This is a genomic window from candidate division WOR-3 bacterium (assembly GCA_039801245.1).
Lineage (GTDB): Bacteria > Hydrothermota > Tepidihabitantia > Tepidihabitantales > Tepidihabitantaceae > JAOABP01.
The window spans coordinates 1-14,922 of sequence record JBDRUF010000042.1 but is presented as its reverse complement, the minus strand read 5'-3'; the positions used below and the strand labels follow the sequence as shown (position 1 = coordinate 14,922).

The window sequence follows — 14,922 nt, the reverse complement described above, 5'->3', positions numbered from 1 at the left end:
AAGATTAGCTCCTTGGCGATTCCTGGTCCGACAAGCCGGGCAAGGCGCTGGGTTCCGCCAAATCCGGGCAATAGCCCTAAATTCACCTCGGGCTGACCGATCTTGGCGCCTTCCGCAATTATTCTGATATCGCAGGCAAGGGCAATTTCACAGCCGCCACCTAAGGCAAAGCCGTTGATTGCCGCAATCACCACCTTTTCAATACTGGCAATCTTGGCAAGGCAGCGGTGCCCGTTCTGGGCAAATGTGCGTGCTTCAACCGCAGAAAAATTTGACATCTCGGCAATGTCCGCACCGGCAACAAATGCCCTGCCCTCACCGGTGAGGACAATCACGCGGATATCATCATCCTTTGACAGGGAGTCAAACAGCCCTTCAATCTCAAGGACCATCTCGGTGTTCAACGCATTAACCGGAGGTCGGTTAAACCTGACCCAGAAGATATTTCCTGACCTTTCTGTTTTCAGATACTTAAAATCCATTTTTCCTCCTGGTTAGACCTTTACTATATTAAACTCATCAATTCGGTCAAGAAATTCCCCTTCGTTGCGAATCAGGGGGCATTTTCAGGAGGGTATTTGGCAACGAAGTTTAACCAACTCTGCTGGTTGAATTCAGGGTGGGTTTCAAAACTGTGCTTAGAGATAGTTTGGGGACGGAATCGGGTTTTCTTCCTTATATTTATTCTGCAATTATGGCGGAAACGGAGAGGGTATGGGTGATGGTGGAGGGGACCTACCCCAATTTTTCTACAATCAAACAGATAACTAGTTATGGATGATTGATTTAACATTATTGGTAGATGAGAGAAGTAGTTATGCTCAAGTTAATGAGAGGCTTTTTGGCTGCACCCTTTAGTTTGAACATGCAAAAGGGCGCCAATTTTCACACCCCTTCTTTCCCATAACGAAGTTTGATAAGGAGAAGTAAATAATCCATTGTCGGGATAAACTTGCCAGAGGGTAATTTTTATGATATATTGAAAAGGCGGGTGTGGTTTTATTACGCACCAGCTTTTTTAATGGTGCAGGGGTATTGCTGCCCCACCTGAGCAACTGAAACGGTGCACGCAAAAGGAAAATGTTGACAGGTGATTTGAGATTTGTATAATTTTAGTTACTTTTAAAGACACTTGGGGCAGTAGTTAACTCCCCGAACATAAGGTGTCAGGAGTGCAGGTAAGAAATAATAGGAGAATTTTATTTAGAAAATGAGCTTGTTAAGGACTTCAAAGAAGATAAGGATTAAGCTCAAGGCTTATGACCACCGGCTGCTTGACCAGTCGGCGCGTGACATCGTTGATGTGGCGAGGAGGACCGGCGCCCAGGTCTCCGGTCCGGTGCCCTTGCCCACAAAGCGCACCCTTTTTACGGTGCTGCGCTCTCCCCATGTTGATAAGAAGTCGCGCGAGCAGTTTGAGCTGCGGGTGCATAAGCGGCTGATTGAGATTTCCAATGCCACTGCGGAGATGGTTGATGCCTTGATGAAACTTGAGGTTCCGGCAGGGGTGGAGGTGGAGATAAAGTCGGCATGATTGGACTTATCGGTCAGAAGGGTGAGATGAGCCAGGTTTATGATGAAAAGGGTCGGGTGATGCCGGTGACCGCAATTGAGGTTGGTAGATGCATTGTTGTCGGTTTGCGCACAAAAGAGCGGCATGGGTATTGTGCCTTGCAGATTGGGCATGGGACGCCAAGCAAGCGGCAGTTGACCAAGCCTTATGAAGGGCAGTTTAAGAAGGCGGGGGTGCCGGCTGTCCGAATTGTGCGGGAATTCAGGGTGAACAGTGTTGATGGGTTCAAGGTTGGGCAGGAGCTGACCGTTGATGTTTTTAAGCCCGGTGATTTGGTTACCGTTACTGGCTGGACAAAGGGTAGGGGTTTTGCCGGGGGGATGAAGCGTTGGGGCTGGAGTGGTGGACCGGCATCTCATGGTTCAATGTCCCATCGCCGGATTGGCTCGGTAAGTTCCGGTTCTTCGCCCGGCCGGGTTCTGCCGGGCAGGACCTTGCCCGGTCATTATGGATGTGAGCGGGTGGTGATAAGGAATCTGAAGGTGGTTAAGGTGGATTCCGAAGCAGGGGTGATTTATGTGCGAGGTGCGGTTCCTGGTTATCGCGGTTCTGACCTTTTAATTAAAAAGGTGGGTTGAGATGGAGGTCATGAGGGTTTCTGGTGAGGTGAAAGGCCAGGTGGAGTTACCGGAGATGTGGTTTAATCGGGAAGGACCACCCAGCCTGCTCTGGGAGGCGGTGCGGTGTTATCTGGCAAATCAGCGCCAGGGAACCGCCAAAACAAAGACCCGTGCTGAGGTTTCAGGGACTGGTAAAAAGCCTTGGCCTCAAAAACACACAGGGAGGGCAAGGCATGGATCAAGGAGGTCACCGATCTGGGTTAAAGGTGGGGTTGCGTGGGGTCCGAAGCCGAGGGATTATGGTTATGAGTTGCCGAAGAAGGTTAGGAGGTATGCGCTGGCACTTGCCTTGACAGCAAAGGCGAAGGAGAAAGGTATTAAGGTTGTTGAGGATTTTGAGCTTAGCCAGCCTAAGACCAGGGAGTTGATACAGGTTTTTGAAGGGTTAGGTTTAAAGGGTTCGGTTCTTCTTTTGGTACCTGCGGTTTCTGAAAATCTCAGGCGGGCAAGTAATAATATCCCTTGGCTGGATGTGATGCCCGCGGTTCAGCTCCATCCTTATGCGGTTCTGACCCATAACTGGGTGGTATTTACTGAAGACGGTCTGAAAGAGTTTCTGGGAAAGATGGGGTCATAGAATGGTAGAGCCGGCAGATATAATTCTGGGTGTATTGGTTACCGAGAAGTCGGAGAGGCTGAAAGGAGAAAGGAGTTATACGCTGCGGGTGCGTAGGGATGCGAATAAGTATCAGATTCGTGATGCGGTGGAGAGGCTTTTTAAGGTTCATGTAACCGATGTCAGAGTGATGAATTTTAAAGGGAAAAGGCGGAGAATGGGGATGTTTAGTGGGTATCGACCCGATTGGAAAAAGGCGGTTGTGAAGATAAAAGAGGGTGAGAGGATTGAGGTTTTGGAGCGGTAATTATGGGGATTAAGGAGTACCGACCGATAACACCCGGGAGAAGGCATTATACCGTTTCTGATTTTTCCGAAGTTACCCGGGATGAGCCTTTCAAACCATTGATTGTGCCTTTGCGCAAAAAAGGGGGAAGAAATAATTTGGGCAGGATTACCGCCAAGTATCGTGGTGGGGGTGAGAAGCGGTTTTACCGGATAATTGATTTCCTGCGCGATAAGACTGGGATACCGGCAAAGGTTGTTTCCATTGAGTATGACCCGAATCGTTCGGCAAGGATTGCGCTGGTGTGCTATGCTGATGGCGAATATCGTTATATTTTATGTCCTGATGGGCTCAAGGTTGGGGATGAGATTGCTTCGGGGAATAATCTGCCCATTCGGATTGGTAATGCGATGCCACTTTCTGACATCCCGGTGGGGGTTGAGATTCACAACCTCCAGTTGTATCCAGAGAGTCATTCCTTTTTGGTTCGCTCAGCAGGCACGGCAGCGCAGATTCTCGCTAAGGAGGAGGGTTGGGCGGTGGTAAAATTGCCTTCAGGTGAGATAAGGAAGTTTGACCTCCGGTGCTGGGCAACGGTTGGTAGGGTCTCCAACCTTGAGCATAAGGACATTTCCATTGGCAAGGCAGGGCGCTCCCGACATATGGGGCGCAGACCCAGGGTGCGAGCGGTGGCGATGAACCCAGTTGACCATCCAATGGGTGGTGGTGAAGGCAAGAGTTCTGGGGGAAGGCACCCGTGTTCGGAAAAGGGGATGATTGCCAAGGGTTATAAGACCCGTAACCCTAAGAAGAAGTCCAATAGTCTGATTATCCGCAGGAGGGCTTAAGGATGGGGAGGTCAATTCGCAAGGGTCCTTATATTGATGAGAAGTTATTCCGGAGGATAAAGGAGTTGGTGGAAAAGGGTGAGCGCCGGGTGATTAAGACCTATGCCCGCCGGAGCATTATTCCACCTGAGTTTGTTGGGCAGACGATAGCGATTCATAATGGCAACAGGTTCATTCCGGTATACATCACCGAGCGGATGGTGGGACACCGTTTAGGCGAGTTCGCACCCACGAGGACATTCCGTCAGCATTCAGGACAGCGTCGAGAGAAACCGGCAGAGGAGAAACGGGAGCACTGAGGTTATGGAGGCAATAGCGAGGAGCAGGTTTCAGCGCGGTTCTGCTAAGAAGCTGAACCGGATTGCCGCTCTTATCCGTAATAAGGATGTGCCCACAGCAATGGCAACAATGGCTTTTTTACCGAAGCCTTCCAAGCGGCCAATAATGAAGACGCTGCGGTCGGCGGTTGCCAATGCTATTGCCAAGGCGGGGAAGGCGAAACTTAAGGAGGAGGACCTGATAGTGAAAGAGGTCAGGGTTGATACCGGTCCCAATGTGATGAAGCGGCTTATGCCCGGACCAAGAGGGACTGCTTCTGTTTATGTTCGCAGGATGTGCCATGTGTATGTGAAGGTCGGAACCAAGGAGGAAATGGTTTAAATATGGGTCAGAAAACCCATCCATTAGGATTCAGATTGGGTATCACCAAGGATTGGAAATCGGTCTGGTTTGAGCAGAAGCGTTATCGGGAATGTCTCTTGGAGGATTTAAAAATCAGGCGCTACATTGAGGTAAAACTGAGCGAGGCGATGATTGCCGACATTGAAATACGCCGGGTGGGAAGCAGGATGACAATCACCATTCATACCGCTCGACCAGGAATGGTATTTGGCCCCAAACGCCAGGCGCTTGATGCGCTGAGGGAAGAGATAAGACGGCTGATTGGTAGTGATAAAGAGGTGACAATTTTGGTTGAGGTGGTCCGGGTTCCAGAACTTGAGGCGAAACTGGTTGCCCAGAGCATTGCGCGACAACTCGAGCAACGGGTTGCCCATCGCCGGGCGATGAAACGGGCGGTGACCCAGGCGATGAGGTTAGGGGCACAGGGAATAAAGGTGATGGTTGGAGGTAGGCTAGGAGGGGCTGAGATTGCCCGCAGTGAATGGTATCGGGAGGGCAGGGTACCTTTGCAGACATTGAGAGCGGATATAGATTATGCGATGGATGTTGCCAAGACGATTGCCGGGACATGCGGGGTGAAGGTGTGGATTTATAAGGGCGAAATTCAACCGGCGATAAGGAGTTAGCAAAGATGTTGATGCCCAAGCGTGTGAAGTATCGGAAGGCGATGCGAGGGAGAATGAAGGGGAAGGCAACAAGCGCAAACCGGATAGATTTTGGTGAGTTTGGTCTTATTGCCCTCGAGCCATCCTGGATAACCGCCCGGCAGATTGAGGCGGCAAGGCTCTGCCTGACAAAGTTTCTCAAAAGGACAGGAAAGCTGTGGATTAGAATCTTTCCGGACAAGCCGGTTACAAAAAAGCCGGCAGAGTCAAGGATGGGAAAGGGCAAAGGTACACCCGAGGAATGGGTTTGCGTGGTCAAACCTGGACGAGTTCTATTTGAACTTGGTGGGTTACCTCGAGCTGAGGCGGTGGCTGCGCTAACTCTTGCGGCGAGTAAGATGCCCTGTAAGACAAGGCTTGTTGAGCGGGAGGAGTTCACCTATGAAGGCTTCTGAGTTGCGGGAACTGGGAAAAGAGGAGATACAGCGCCGGCTGGCTGAGGCACGGGATGAATTGCTGAAACTTAGGCTGCGCCGGGCAGGCGAAGAATTGCCTAATCCATTGCGTTTGCGGGTATTGCGACGAGATATCGCCCGGATGTTGACCGTGCTTAGAGAGATGGAGTTAAAGGAAAGCGGAGGTAAATAAGGTGCGTAACCCGCGGAAAACGGTATTTGGAACGGTGGTTTCTGCCAAGATGCAGAAAACGGTGGTTGTTGAGACGGAAAGGCTGGAGCAGCATCCAAAATACAAAAAGTATATCCGGCGCAGAACAAAACTGTACGCCCATGACGAAAAGGCAGAATGTCAGGAAGGGGATAGGGTACTTTTGATGGAGACAAGGCCTTTGTCAAAACTGAAACGCTGGCGGGTGGTGAAGAAGTTATGATCCAAGAGTATAGCCGGCTTACCGTTGCGGACAATTCTGGTGCTCGGGAGGCAATGGTGATAAAAATCTACGGTGGTTCCAAGCGCAAGTTCGGCTGGCTGGGGGATACCGTGTTGGTGACAATCAAGGATGCCTTGCCGAACGGACCGATTAAACCTGGTGATAAATCCAAGGCGGTAGTTATCAGAACGCGAAAGGAGTGGCGCCGTCAGGATGGAACCTATATCCGTTTTGATGACAATGCCTGTGTGTTGATTGATGATAAGGGTGAACCCAAGGGAACACGGGTTTTTGGACCGGTGGCGAGGGAATTGCGGGAACGGCAATTTACTAAAATTATCTCATTGGCAACTGAGGTGGTTTAGATGAACTTACGTAAGGGTGATGTTGTGGAAGTAATTACGGGTGAGGAGAAAGGTCGGCGGGGTAAGATTCTGCGGATAGAGTGGGATAAGAAGAGGGAGCGGTATCGCGCGATAGTAGAAGGATTAAACCTGGCTAAGAAGCATCAGCGGGCAAGGGGTCCGGATAAGCCAGGTGGCATCGTTGACCTGCCCAACCCAATTGATGTGTCTAACCTTGTACTCATCTGCCCCAAATGCGGCAAAGGGGCAAAGGTGCGGCGGGAGGAGCATGAGGGCAGGCGGGTGCGGGTTTGTAAACAGTGCGAGGAAATCATTGATGTATGAGTGCAAGGCTTAAAGAACATTATCTAAACAAGGTGGTTCCAACCCTGATTAAACGTTTCGGGTACAAGAACAGGCACCAGGTACCGAAACTTGTGAAGGTGGTGATTAATGTGACCACGAAAGAGGCGGTGCAGGACTCTAAGGTCTTGGATTTGATGGCAGAGGATTTGGCGTTGATCACCGGACAGAAGCCGGTCCGTACCTATGCAAAACGGGCAATTTCGGCATTCCGCATCCGTGCAGGAATGCCATTGGGTATTAAGGTGACGCTCAGGGGTGAGCGGATGTATGAGTTTATCGACCGGTTTTTCAATTTGGCAGCCCCCAAGATTCGTGACTTTCGGGGTTTCCCGACCGATGCCTTTGATGGCAGGGGGGGGTACAGTTTAGGTTTGAGTGAGCAGGTAATCTTTCCGGAGATTGAGGTTGCAAAAGTGAAGAAGATATTTGGAATGACGATAACCTTTCAGACCACAGCAAAGCATGATGATGAGGCACGGGCATTGCTTGAAGAACTGGGCATGCCCTTTGCAAAGAGGAAGTAATATGGCAAGAAGATGTTTGATTGTGAAATCTCAGCGAGAGCCGAAGTTCAAAGTTCGCAAGCACAATCGCTGTCAGATTTGCTTTCGCGCCCGAGCTTACTATCGCAAGTTCGGGCTTTGCCGACTCTGCTTTCGCGAACTGGCACTGCGGGGGGAAATCCCCGGAGTGCGTAAGGCAACCTGGTAGGGAGGAAAACTTGGACCCGATTGCCAATTTTCTCACCCGCATCCGCAACGCACTTGCTGCCCGGCATAAAGAGGTTGTCGTTCCCTACAGTCGGCTGAAATACGAAATCGCCCGGGTGTTGATGGAGGAAGGGTTTATCAGTAACTTTCGGGTTGACGGTGAGGGTGTAAAAAAACAGATTATCGTTGCCCTTAAATACCTTGACGATGGGAGTTCGGTTATTAGGGGGCTGGAGATGGTTTCCAGGCAGAGCCGGCGGGTTTATGTTGGCTGTGAGGAAGTGCCCAAGGTGATGGGGGGGCTAGGCATTGCTATTCTTTCCACCCCCCTTGGAATCATCACCGACCGTGAGGCAAGAAGGCGCCGGGTTGGCGGCGAAGTCATCTGCAAGGTGTGGTAGTATGGCGAAGAGTTATTCTCCACTTCAGTTGCCCCCTGGCGTCGAGATGAAGTCAGCAGAGGGTAGCGTTGTGGTCAAGGGTAAATTAGGCACCCTAACTCTGTCCATTCCTGCTGGGGTTAGCGTTAAACTCACCGATGACAAGATTGCAGTTGAAGGTGAGCCTAATGTCCCGAGGGCGCTTGTGGGAACGACCCGGGCGCTTTTGCGCAATATGTTCATTGGTGTGACGAATGGGTATCAGAAGGTTGTTGAACTGAGAGGAATGGGTTATCGGGTGCAGAAGACCAAGGCTGGTATTCAGATTAACTGTGGGTTTTCCCATCCAGTTGAGGTGGTTGCCCCACAAGGGATTACTTTTGAGGTGAATCAGGTTCCGAATCCTGAGGATACAAAAGAGCAGATGTTTGAGATTGTTGTTTCGGGCATAGACAAACAGCAGGTTGGGGATGTGGCTGCAAGAATCCGGCGGATTAAGCCCGCAGACCCCTATCACGGTAAAGGTTTCCGGTATCGGGGCGAGCGTGTGCGGAAAAAGGCGGGAAAGCGCGCGGTCGCGGCTCAGGGATAAGTCTCTCCAATTTCCGTGCTTGACTTCGCTGAGATAGGTTTTACGCTTAAACGCATAGCCCCATCGTCTAGTCCGGCCCAGGACGTCTGGTTCTCAGCCAGAAGACTGGGGTTCAAATCCCCATGGGGCTAATTCTAATCTTATGAAATCTGTCAAAATCGTGGGAACAGGCAGGGCGCTGCCCGAAAGGATTCTTACCAATTTTGACCTGGAAAAGATGGTAGATACCACGAACGAGTGGATAGTTGAACGCACCGGAATTCAGGAGCGGAGGATAGCCGATGAAAACACCGCTACATCAGATTTAGTGGCGATTGCACTGGAGCGTGCCTGTCAAATGGCAGGGGTAAAGCCAGCAGATTTGGATACGATTGTTGTCGGAACATCAACACCGGATACTGTTTATCCGGCAACCGCCTGCTGGGTGCAGAAAAGGTTGGGTATTGCGGGTAGCGCCGCCTTTGATGTCAGTGCGGGCTGCTCGGGTTTTCTCTTTGCCTTGGAGGTGGCGGCAAATCTGATTGTTGCCGGCAGTGCCAAAATGGTGGGGGTGGCTGGTGGCGAGGTGATGTCCAAAGTTGTCAACTGGCAGGACCGGGCAACCTGTGTTCTTTTTGGGGATGGTGCTGGTGCCGCAGTAGTTGTCCCGGGCGATGGCAAAAGTGGCATTTTAGCCTCCAACTGGGGATGCGATGGCAGCCTTGCGCCTCTTTTGTATCAGCCAGCGGGCGGAACAAGGATGCCCACAACTGAAAAGACATTAAAGGAGATGGCGCATACCGTGCATATGCAAGGAAATCAGGTGTTCAAGCATGCGGTGCGGACAATGGGCAACTCCGCGCTGAAGGCGTTGGAGGATGCCAGGCTCACCCCTGAGGATGTCAAACTTTTTATTCCCCATCAGGCGAATATCAGAATTATGGAGGCGGCCCGGGAGCGGACAGGTATTCCTGCGGAGAGGATGTTTGTGGTTTTGCATAAATATGGCAATATGTCAGCGGCAACCATTCCGGTGGCGATTGATGAGGCAAGGGAGGCGGGCAAGATTCAGGACGGTGATATAATTCTCTTGACCGCATTCGGCACCGGCTTTACCTGGGCAGCAGCGGTCCTACGTTGGTAGAATTTCCGAAGTACAGAGGATAAGTTCGCCCCCTTTTCGCTCTATTTAGGGAGTGCTTGACCTGAAGAGGAGGAAGGGTATATTGCAAAGTTGTGAAAATGAGTTTTCTCGGACCTGACCCGACGATTCAGAGCCGGGTAAAGGAGATGCTTGACCCTCGTCTTTATGGCAAGGGCGTAAAAAGGGTACAGTTGATTCAGACCCATACCTCCTGGGTTTTTCTTGCCGGCGGGTTTGCCTATAAGGTGAAAAAGCCGGTCAACTTCGGGTTTCTTGATTACACCACCCTTTCTGCCCGTCGTTTTTTCTGTTATGAGGAGTTGCGCTTGAACCGACTGATCTCACCCGAGATTTATCTTGATGTTCTGCCGATTACCGATGAAAAGGGGAGGTTGAAAATCGGGGGCAAGGGGCAGGTGATTGACTACTGTGTGAGGATGAAGGCTTTGCCCCAGTCGGCAATTATGACCGAGCGGTTGCAAAGGGGTGAGGTGAGTTTTGAAGATGTGGATGAGATTGCGCGGACTGTTGCCCGTTTTCACGAGAATGCGGAAAGGGGCAGGGAGATCAGCCGCTACGGCTCAAGCGAAATCATCAAACTTAACTGGGATGAGAACTTTGCCCAGACCATTGGGTTTATTGGCAAGACCATCACCAGGCAGGCTTTTTTGGAGATCAAGAGAACGGTTGAGCGGTTCGTCGCCAGTAACCGGGATGTTTTCCAAAAGCGAAGGCAAAATGGTTTTGTGCGCCGGTGCCATGGTGATTTGCACTCCAAGAACATCTTTCTCCTTGACAAGGTTTATATCTTTGACTGCATTGAGTTCAACCCCCGCTTTTCCTGCTCAGATGTTGCCGCAGAGGTTGCGTTTATGGCGATGGACTTGGACTATCACCAGCGCCACGATTTGTCCAATCTCTTTGTTGAGCGTTATTTTTCCTATACCGGTGATGAGGGGTGCCTGGGGCTTTTGAACTTTTATAAATGTTATCGGGCTTATGTGCGGGGCAAGGTTACCGGTTTTCAGCTGGATGACCCGGGGATTTCAGATAAGGCAAAGGCAGCGGCAAAGAGGGGCGCAAGGCGCTATTTCCAACTTGCCTTGAGTTATGCCCGTCTCCTTGAAAAAAAGCCATATCTTCTGGTTGTCTTTGGTTTGCCTGGTGTGGGCAAAAGTTTCCTTGCCCAGAGGATTGCCCAAAGAACCCTGGCAATGCATCTTTTATCAGATTCAATTCGCAAGCAGATTTGCGGGGTTGGGTTTAGCGAACGGAGGTCTTTTGAGTTTGGCAGGGGAATATATGCGCCTGAGGTTACAGAAAGGACATACGATGAGATGTTCCGGAGGGCTGAGGTTTTTCTCCGCGCGGGTCAGAGCGTAATCTTAGACGCAACATTTTTGAGTAGGGAGAGGAGGGGGCGTTGCCAGGATTTAGCAAAAAAACTTAAGGTGAAACCGCTTTTTGTTCTGGTTGAGTGTCCGGAAAGGGTTGTTGTTCAGCGTCTGAAAAGGAGGGCAGATGCCAAGGGTTTCTCTGATGCCGATATTGAGGTTTACCGAAGAATGAAGGAAGAGTTCAAGCCGCCCGAGCCGAATGGGAATTTGATAAAGGTTGACACCAGCCAGCCAATAGCAAAAGCGCTGAAAATGATTGAAGAAAGGTTGAAATAAGATGAAAGGTGTGATTGTCTTTTATTCTTTGACCGGGAATAATGAGGCGGTGGCAAAAGGGGTGGCGCAGGAACTGGGACTAAATCATATTAAAATAACAGAAGGGAAAAGACGCCGGGCGTTATCTACCCTCATTGACATTATTTTCAACCGGACACCTGAAACTGAACCTGAGCCGGAGGTGTTAAAAGGTTATGACCTGATTTTATTCTTTGCACCGGTCTGGATTGGTCATATTGCCACACCACTGCGAAAGTATCTTGAATACATCAAAGAGAATCGGGTAAGGTTCGGGTTTGTTTCCATCTGCGGCGGTGCCAATCCCGGAATTAGGAAAGAACTGAAGAGAAGGGCCGGCACCGAGCCAGAGGTATTTCTTGAGTTCCACATCACCGACCTTTTGCCTGAAGGAACAAAGCCAACAATTAAGACCTTAACCACATACCGTTTGACCGAAAATGATGTGAGAGAATTCACTAATACAATTGTCCAAACTGTGGGGGAGAAATTAGAAAGATAACCAGAAGCACAATTGGATGCTTAAAATTTCCTTGACAAAGAGATCTGAAATTTTAATATAATTAAAAATGGAAGCAAAATGTATGGAGCACCAGAGCTATTTCTTTAAGGTGATTCGGAGGTGAAATGGGATATAAAGTTTTTATAAGTCACAGCACACGAGACCGAGGGATAGTGATATCACTTGCAAATTTACTTAAAGACTTCGGTGTAGAGGTAATCGTTGCCGAGTGGTATCTTACTCCGGGTGCGCGGATTGATAAAAAGGTATTTACGCAAATCAGAAATTCCGATTGCGTAGTTGCATTGCTTACTCGAAACGGGATAAGGTCTAATTGGGTTAACCAAGAAATAGGTTATTCTTTTCAAGAAAACAAGCCGATTATTCCTCTCGTGGAAAAAGGTACAGATGCCAAAGATTTGGCAGCGCTGCAAGGTCGGGAATATATTGAATACGACCCCAATCAGCCAGACCAGGCTTTAAAAAAACTCTCAACCCATATTAAGTCTTTGAAGTTGAAAAAAGAAGAGCGACAACGGGCGTTACTTGTTTTGGGGGGACTGCTGGCATTTCTGCTTTTGCTTTCGGGAGGGGAAAAATGAGTGCAATTGTCTATAATCCCTCCAAGGATGAGCTGGTATTGAAATTGCGGTCAATAAAGGGCAAACCTACGAAGCAGATAAAGAGATTCAGACTATGGTGGGATGAGGAGGGTAATATCTGTGCGTTGACCATAAGTGGCTACACCGAGTTTAGGAAAAAAGTTCCTTGGATTCAATTGGGCGGCTTATGGAGAGGTGTAAGAATTGGGGCAGAGGATATAAAAGCGGCAAGAGCAGAATTGTTAAGACAAATTGAAGAGAAAATGGAGAATCGGTGATGCATTATGTTACCGATACCCATGCCTTAATCTGGTATTTAACCGATGACCCTTGTCTTCCCCGAAAAGCAAAAAGAATTTTCAGCGAAGATTATATCGTCATTCCGTGCATTGCGCTTTTTGAACTTCTTTATTTAATAGAAAAGAAAAAATTTGAAGTTAACTTTGCGGAATTTCTCAGTCTTATTGCCGCAGCAGCGAATTACAGAATAGAACCATTGTGTTTGCCGATAATTGAGAAAAGCCAGTTAATTCCGAGGGAAAAAGTTACCGACCCTTGGGATAGACTGATTGCAGCCACGGCGATACACTTGAACTATCCTTTAATAACACGGGACAAAAAAATAAAAGAGATTGGGGTAGAAATTATCTGGCAGTAGGCAAAGCAGGGGTTAATTGGTAAATCTGAGAGAATGATTGTGGTCAAAATTTGTCTTTCTGCTAACAAAATTAAATTAAATAACCTGCATAAGTATACATAAAGATAAACAAAATTCAGACGGGTGAAGTTGGGTTAAGTTCCGCATTTTCATAATTTAGCCAAAATCCAGTTTTACACCGGGGGTCACTCCCCCAGTGGTTTTGGTCTTGGTGGTTCTTGCGGAACCGATTGGCAGGATTGATTCAAGAAAGGTCTTTATGATTGCGGTGATATGAAAGTCAAAATCTCGTAAAGGGATTTGACTTATTTGTTTATTTGACAACAAATTTGAAACCCGTATTATATTGCAAGCCAGCTATGGTAAAAAGTAAAGTGATAGTAAGTTGTAAAAACCATCCAAGAATAAGTATCAGAAGGAGGTAAAATGCCCACAGATATAAAACTCTGGAGGATTAGAAAAGAAGGTCAGGAGGGAAAAGTGGTAGAAATACCTGTTTCTAAATTAAGCGAATTGGGACCACGAGAAGAGTATCTTCAAGACCTCATCTTAAAATACCCTGAAATCATAGAGGAAGAATTGACGATTATCGGCAAGGAAATAGAAAGTATTGACATTTTAGGTATAAACTCTGAAGGCAGGGTAGTGGTTATTGAGACGAAACGAGATGAACCCCGAGATGCGGTTGGACAGGCGTTAGATTATGCTTCTTTAATGTCAGAGAAAGATGAGGAATGGTTGAAGCAAAAAGCAAAGGAAAAGGGGGTTGACCTTTCAGAATATGAGGAGATTGATTTAGAAGCCCCGGTGATTTATGTTGTCGGAACAGAACCAGATGAGAAAATTGAGCGGATGGTTCGCTTTCTTGCCAAGTATGAACTGGACATAAATGTTATTATAGTCAGATTCCATAAGGATGAAAATGGAGAACTCTATTTAACTCGGACCTATGCAATTACCGATGAGGAGAAAGCAGAGTTAAAGGGAAAGAGAATCCGCGAAATTTATCATTGGGACGAGGAATCATATGTCCAGTATGCTAAGAGACTCAACGAAATGTTGGGTAATAATGTGGCTAAGTTTATAGAAGAGGTGAAAAAACATCCTAATATATTGTTTTATAAATTTGGGGAAAAGAAATACAGTGCACTATTATTATATGTGCGTAATAAAAAGATTCTCGAGCTATATGCATCCTTTGATAGTATTTATATCCACCCCGACAATATTAAGCGTTTTGAGTCAGCGCAATCTGAGTTATTTGTAAAAACTTTGGATAAACTCGGGTTTGAAATCCCAGCAGGAAAAAAGCAGTGGTTCAGAAGCATTAAAGATATGGATGAGGCAACGTTAGTCAGGTTAGTTGAAGAATTGTGTAACCTGGGAAAAGAAGAACCCAATTAGCACATTTCTGGGTATCAGAAAGTTAAAATTTTTAATGGACCGCGCTACGGACTAATTATACTACTAACCTTCTATTGATAATTCCTCATATCTAAGTATAATTTTGCCCTTGAGCGGGCATTTTTTTATCTCTGATGCACACTTAGGGTCAAGAACGCCAGCGGCTGAAAGGCGGCTGGCTGATTTTCTTTCAAGCATCAAGGGCAGGGCAAGTTCGCTTTATATCCTTGGTGATTTGTTTGAGTTCTGGTTTAGTTATAAGCGGGTGATGCCCAGCGCGGGTCTGGGAATTCTTTCGCAGATTGCGGAATTGAGGCGGAATGGGACAAGGGTAATTTTGTTCAAGGGCAATCATGATGTCTGGCTTGACGAGCGGCTGAAACAGGAGCTTGGTCTTGAGGGTTTTTATGATGAACTTGAGACCGAGATTGATGGCAAAAGGGTGTTTCTGATGCATGGTGATGCCTTGGATAAGGAGTTTTTGCCCAGGGT

The 14,922-nt window shown here is 48.2% G+C and carries 26 protein-coding genes and 1 tRNA gene; 26 read left to right on the top strand and 1 reads right to left on the bottom strand.

Annotated elements, in window-relative coordinates:
- Positions 1 to 482 (bottom strand): enoyl-CoA hydratase-related protein (locus ABIK47_06545; GenBank protein ID MEO0020275.1); only part of this gene is annotated, 482 nt, incomplete at its 3' end.
- 728 nt (positions 483 to 1,210) lie between these two features.
- Here ABIK47_06545 and rpsJ point away from each other — a divergent pair.
- The 26 genes from rpsJ to ABIK47_06415 form a co-directional block, all read left to right on the top strand.
- Positions 1,211 to 1,534, top strand: coding sequence for a 30S ribosomal protein S10 (gene rpsJ, locus ABIK47_06540; GenBank protein MEO0020274.1), 324 nt, complete (start codon positions 1,211 to 1,213; stop codon positions 1,532 to 1,534).
- Positions 1,531 to 2,151, top strand: coding sequence for a 50S ribosomal protein L3 (gene rplC / locus ABIK47_06535; protein ID MEO0020273.1), 621 nt, complete (start codon positions 1,531 to 1,533; stop codon positions 2,149 to 2,151). The genes rpsJ and rplC overlap by 4 nt, the downstream gene beginning before the upstream one ends.
- Before the next feature lies 1 nt (position 2,152).
- Positions 2,153 to 2,770, top strand: a complete 618-nt coding sequence (gene rplD / locus ABIK47_06530) for a 50S ribosomal protein L4 (GenBank protein MEO0020272.1) — start codon at positions 2,153 to 2,155, stop codon at positions 2,768 to 2,770.
- A gap of 1 nt (position 2,771) precedes the next feature.
- Positions 2,772 to 3,056 (top strand): 50S ribosomal protein L23, encoded by a 285-nt coding sequence (locus ABIK47_06525; protein MEO0020271.1) that lies wholly within the window; start codon positions 2,772 to 2,774, stop codon positions 3,054 to 3,056.
- A gap of 2 nt (positions 3,057 to 3,058) precedes the next feature.
- Positions 3,059 to 3,883: a 50S ribosomal protein L2 gene (gene rplB / locus ABIK47_06520; protein MEO0020270.1), complete on the top strand. Its 825-nt coding sequence runs from the start codon at positions 3,059 to 3,061 to the stop codon at positions 3,881 to 3,883.
- Positions 3,884 to 3,885: 2 nt separating this feature from the next.
- Positions 3,886 to 4,182, top strand: coding sequence for a 30S ribosomal protein S19 (gene rpsS / locus ABIK47_06515; protein ID MEO0020269.1), 297 nt, complete (start codon positions 3,886 to 3,888; stop codon positions 4,180 to 4,182).
- 4 nt (positions 4,183 to 4,186) lie between these two features.
- Positions 4,187 to 4,543: an uL22 family ribosomal protein gene (locus ABIK47_06510; GenBank protein ID MEO0020268.1), complete on the top strand. Its 357-nt coding sequence runs from the start codon at positions 4,187 to 4,189 to the stop codon at positions 4,541 to 4,543.
- A gap of 2 nt (positions 4,544 to 4,545) precedes the next feature.
- Positions 4,546 to 5,190 (top strand): 30S ribosomal protein S3, encoded by a 645-nt coding sequence (gene rpsC, locus ABIK47_06505; protein MEO0020267.1) that lies wholly within the window; start codon positions 4,546 to 4,548, stop codon positions 5,188 to 5,190.
- Positions 5,191 to 5,195: 5 nt separating this feature from the next.
- The gene (gene rplP, locus ABIK47_06500; protein MEO0020266.1) at positions 5,196 to 5,624 is read left to right on the top strand and encodes a 50S ribosomal protein L16; all 429 of its coding nucleotides are present in this window, start codon (positions 5,196 to 5,198) and stop codon (positions 5,622 to 5,624) included.
- Entirely contained in the window at positions 5,611 to 5,817 is a 207-nt protein-coding gene (gene rpmC / locus ABIK47_06495) for a 50S ribosomal protein L29 (GenBank protein MEO0020265.1), read from the top strand. The genes rplP and rpmC overlap by 14 nt, the downstream gene beginning before the upstream one ends.
- Positions 5,818 to 5,866: 49 nt before the next feature.
- On the top strand, positions 5,867 to 6,058 hold the full coding sequence (rpsQ, locus tag ABIK47_06490; GenBank protein ID MEO0020264.1) for a 30S ribosomal protein S17: 192 nt from the start codon (positions 5,867 to 5,869) through the stop codon (positions 6,056 to 6,058).
- On the top strand, positions 6,055 to 6,423 hold the full coding sequence (rplN, locus tag ABIK47_06485; GenBank protein ID MEO0020263.1) for a 50S ribosomal protein L14: 369 nt from the start codon (positions 6,055 to 6,057) through the stop codon (positions 6,421 to 6,423). Before rpsQ ends, rplN begins: the two co-directional genes overlap by 4 nt.
- On the top strand, positions 6,424 to 6,747 hold the full coding sequence (rplX, locus tag ABIK47_06480; protein MEO0020262.1) for a 50S ribosomal protein L24: 324 nt from the start codon (positions 6,424 to 6,426) through the stop codon (positions 6,745 to 6,747).
- The gene (rplE, locus tag ABIK47_06475) at positions 6,744 to 7,292 is read left to right on the top strand and encodes a 50S ribosomal protein L5 (GenBank protein MEO0020261.1); all 549 of its coding nucleotides are present in this window, start codon (positions 6,744 to 6,746) and stop codon (positions 7,290 to 7,292) included. Before rplX ends, rplE begins: the two co-directional genes overlap by 4 nt.
- Before the next feature lies 1 nt (position 7,293).
- Entirely contained in the window at positions 7,294 to 7,479 is a 186-nt protein-coding gene (locus ABIK47_06470) for a type Z 30S ribosomal protein S14 (GenBank protein ID MEO0020260.1), read from the top strand.
- A gap of 10 nt (positions 7,480 to 7,489) precedes the next feature.
- On the top strand, positions 7,490 to 7,879 hold the full coding sequence (gene rpsH / locus ABIK47_06465) for a 30S ribosomal protein S8 (protein ID MEO0020259.1): 390 nt from the start codon (positions 7,490 to 7,492) through the stop codon (positions 7,877 to 7,879).
- Between the two features lies 1 nt (position 7,880).
- On the top strand, positions 7,881 to 8,450 hold the full coding sequence (rplF, locus tag ABIK47_06460) for a 50S ribosomal protein L6 (protein ID MEO0020258.1): 570 nt from the start codon (positions 7,881 to 7,883) through the stop codon (positions 8,448 to 8,450).
- Between the two features lie 56 nt (positions 8,451 to 8,506).
- A tRNA-Glu gene (locus tag ABIK47_06455) sits at positions 8,507 to 8,581 on the top strand.
- Positions 8,582 to 8,592: 11 nt separating this feature from the next.
- A complete protein-coding gene (locus tag ABIK47_06450) occupies positions 8,593 to 9,573 on the top strand; it encodes a beta-ketoacyl-ACP synthase III (GenBank protein ID MEO0020257.1) in 981 nt (326 codons plus the stop codon).
- A gap of 98 nt (positions 9,574 to 9,671) precedes the next feature.
- A complete protein-coding gene (locus ABIK47_06445; protein ID MEO0020256.1) occupies positions 9,672 to 11,246 on the top strand; it encodes an AAA family ATPase in 1,575 nt (524 codons plus the stop codon).
- Between the two features lies 1 nt (position 11,247).
- Positions 11,248 to 11,766 carry a hypothetical protein gene (locus ABIK47_06440; GenBank protein ID MEO0020255.1) on the top strand — a complete coding sequence of 173 codons (519 nt, stop codon included), beginning with the start codon at positions 11,248 to 11,250 and terminating at the stop codon, positions 11,764 to 11,766.
- A gap of 125 nt (positions 11,767 to 11,891) precedes the next feature.
- Entirely contained in the window at positions 11,892 to 12,368 is a 477-nt protein-coding gene (locus ABIK47_06435) for a toll/interleukin-1 receptor domain-containing protein (protein MEO0020254.1), read from the top strand.
- Complete coding sequence (locus tag ABIK47_06430; protein ID MEO0020253.1) at positions 12,365 to 12,646, top strand: hypothetical protein; 282 nt, start codon at positions 12,365 to 12,367, stop codon at positions 12,644 to 12,646. The genes ABIK47_06435 and ABIK47_06430 overlap by 4 nt, the downstream gene beginning before the upstream one ends.
- The gene (locus ABIK47_06425) at positions 12,646 to 13,026 is read left to right on the top strand and encodes a type II toxin-antitoxin system VapC family toxin (protein MEO0020252.1); all 381 of its coding nucleotides are present in this window, start codon (positions 12,646 to 12,648) and stop codon (positions 13,024 to 13,026) included. Before ABIK47_06430 ends, ABIK47_06425 begins: the two co-directional genes overlap by 1 nt.
- Positions 13,027 to 13,452: 426 nt before the next feature.
- Entirely contained in the window at positions 13,453 to 14,430 is a 978-nt protein-coding gene (locus tag ABIK47_06420) for a hypothetical protein (GenBank protein ID MEO0020251.1), read from the top strand.
- Between the two features lie 109 nt (positions 14,431 to 14,539).
- On the top strand, positions 14,540 to 14,922 hold a 383-nt coding region (locus ABIK47_06415), incomplete at its 3' end, for a UDP-2,3-diacylglucosamine diphosphatase (GenBank protein ID MEO0020250.1).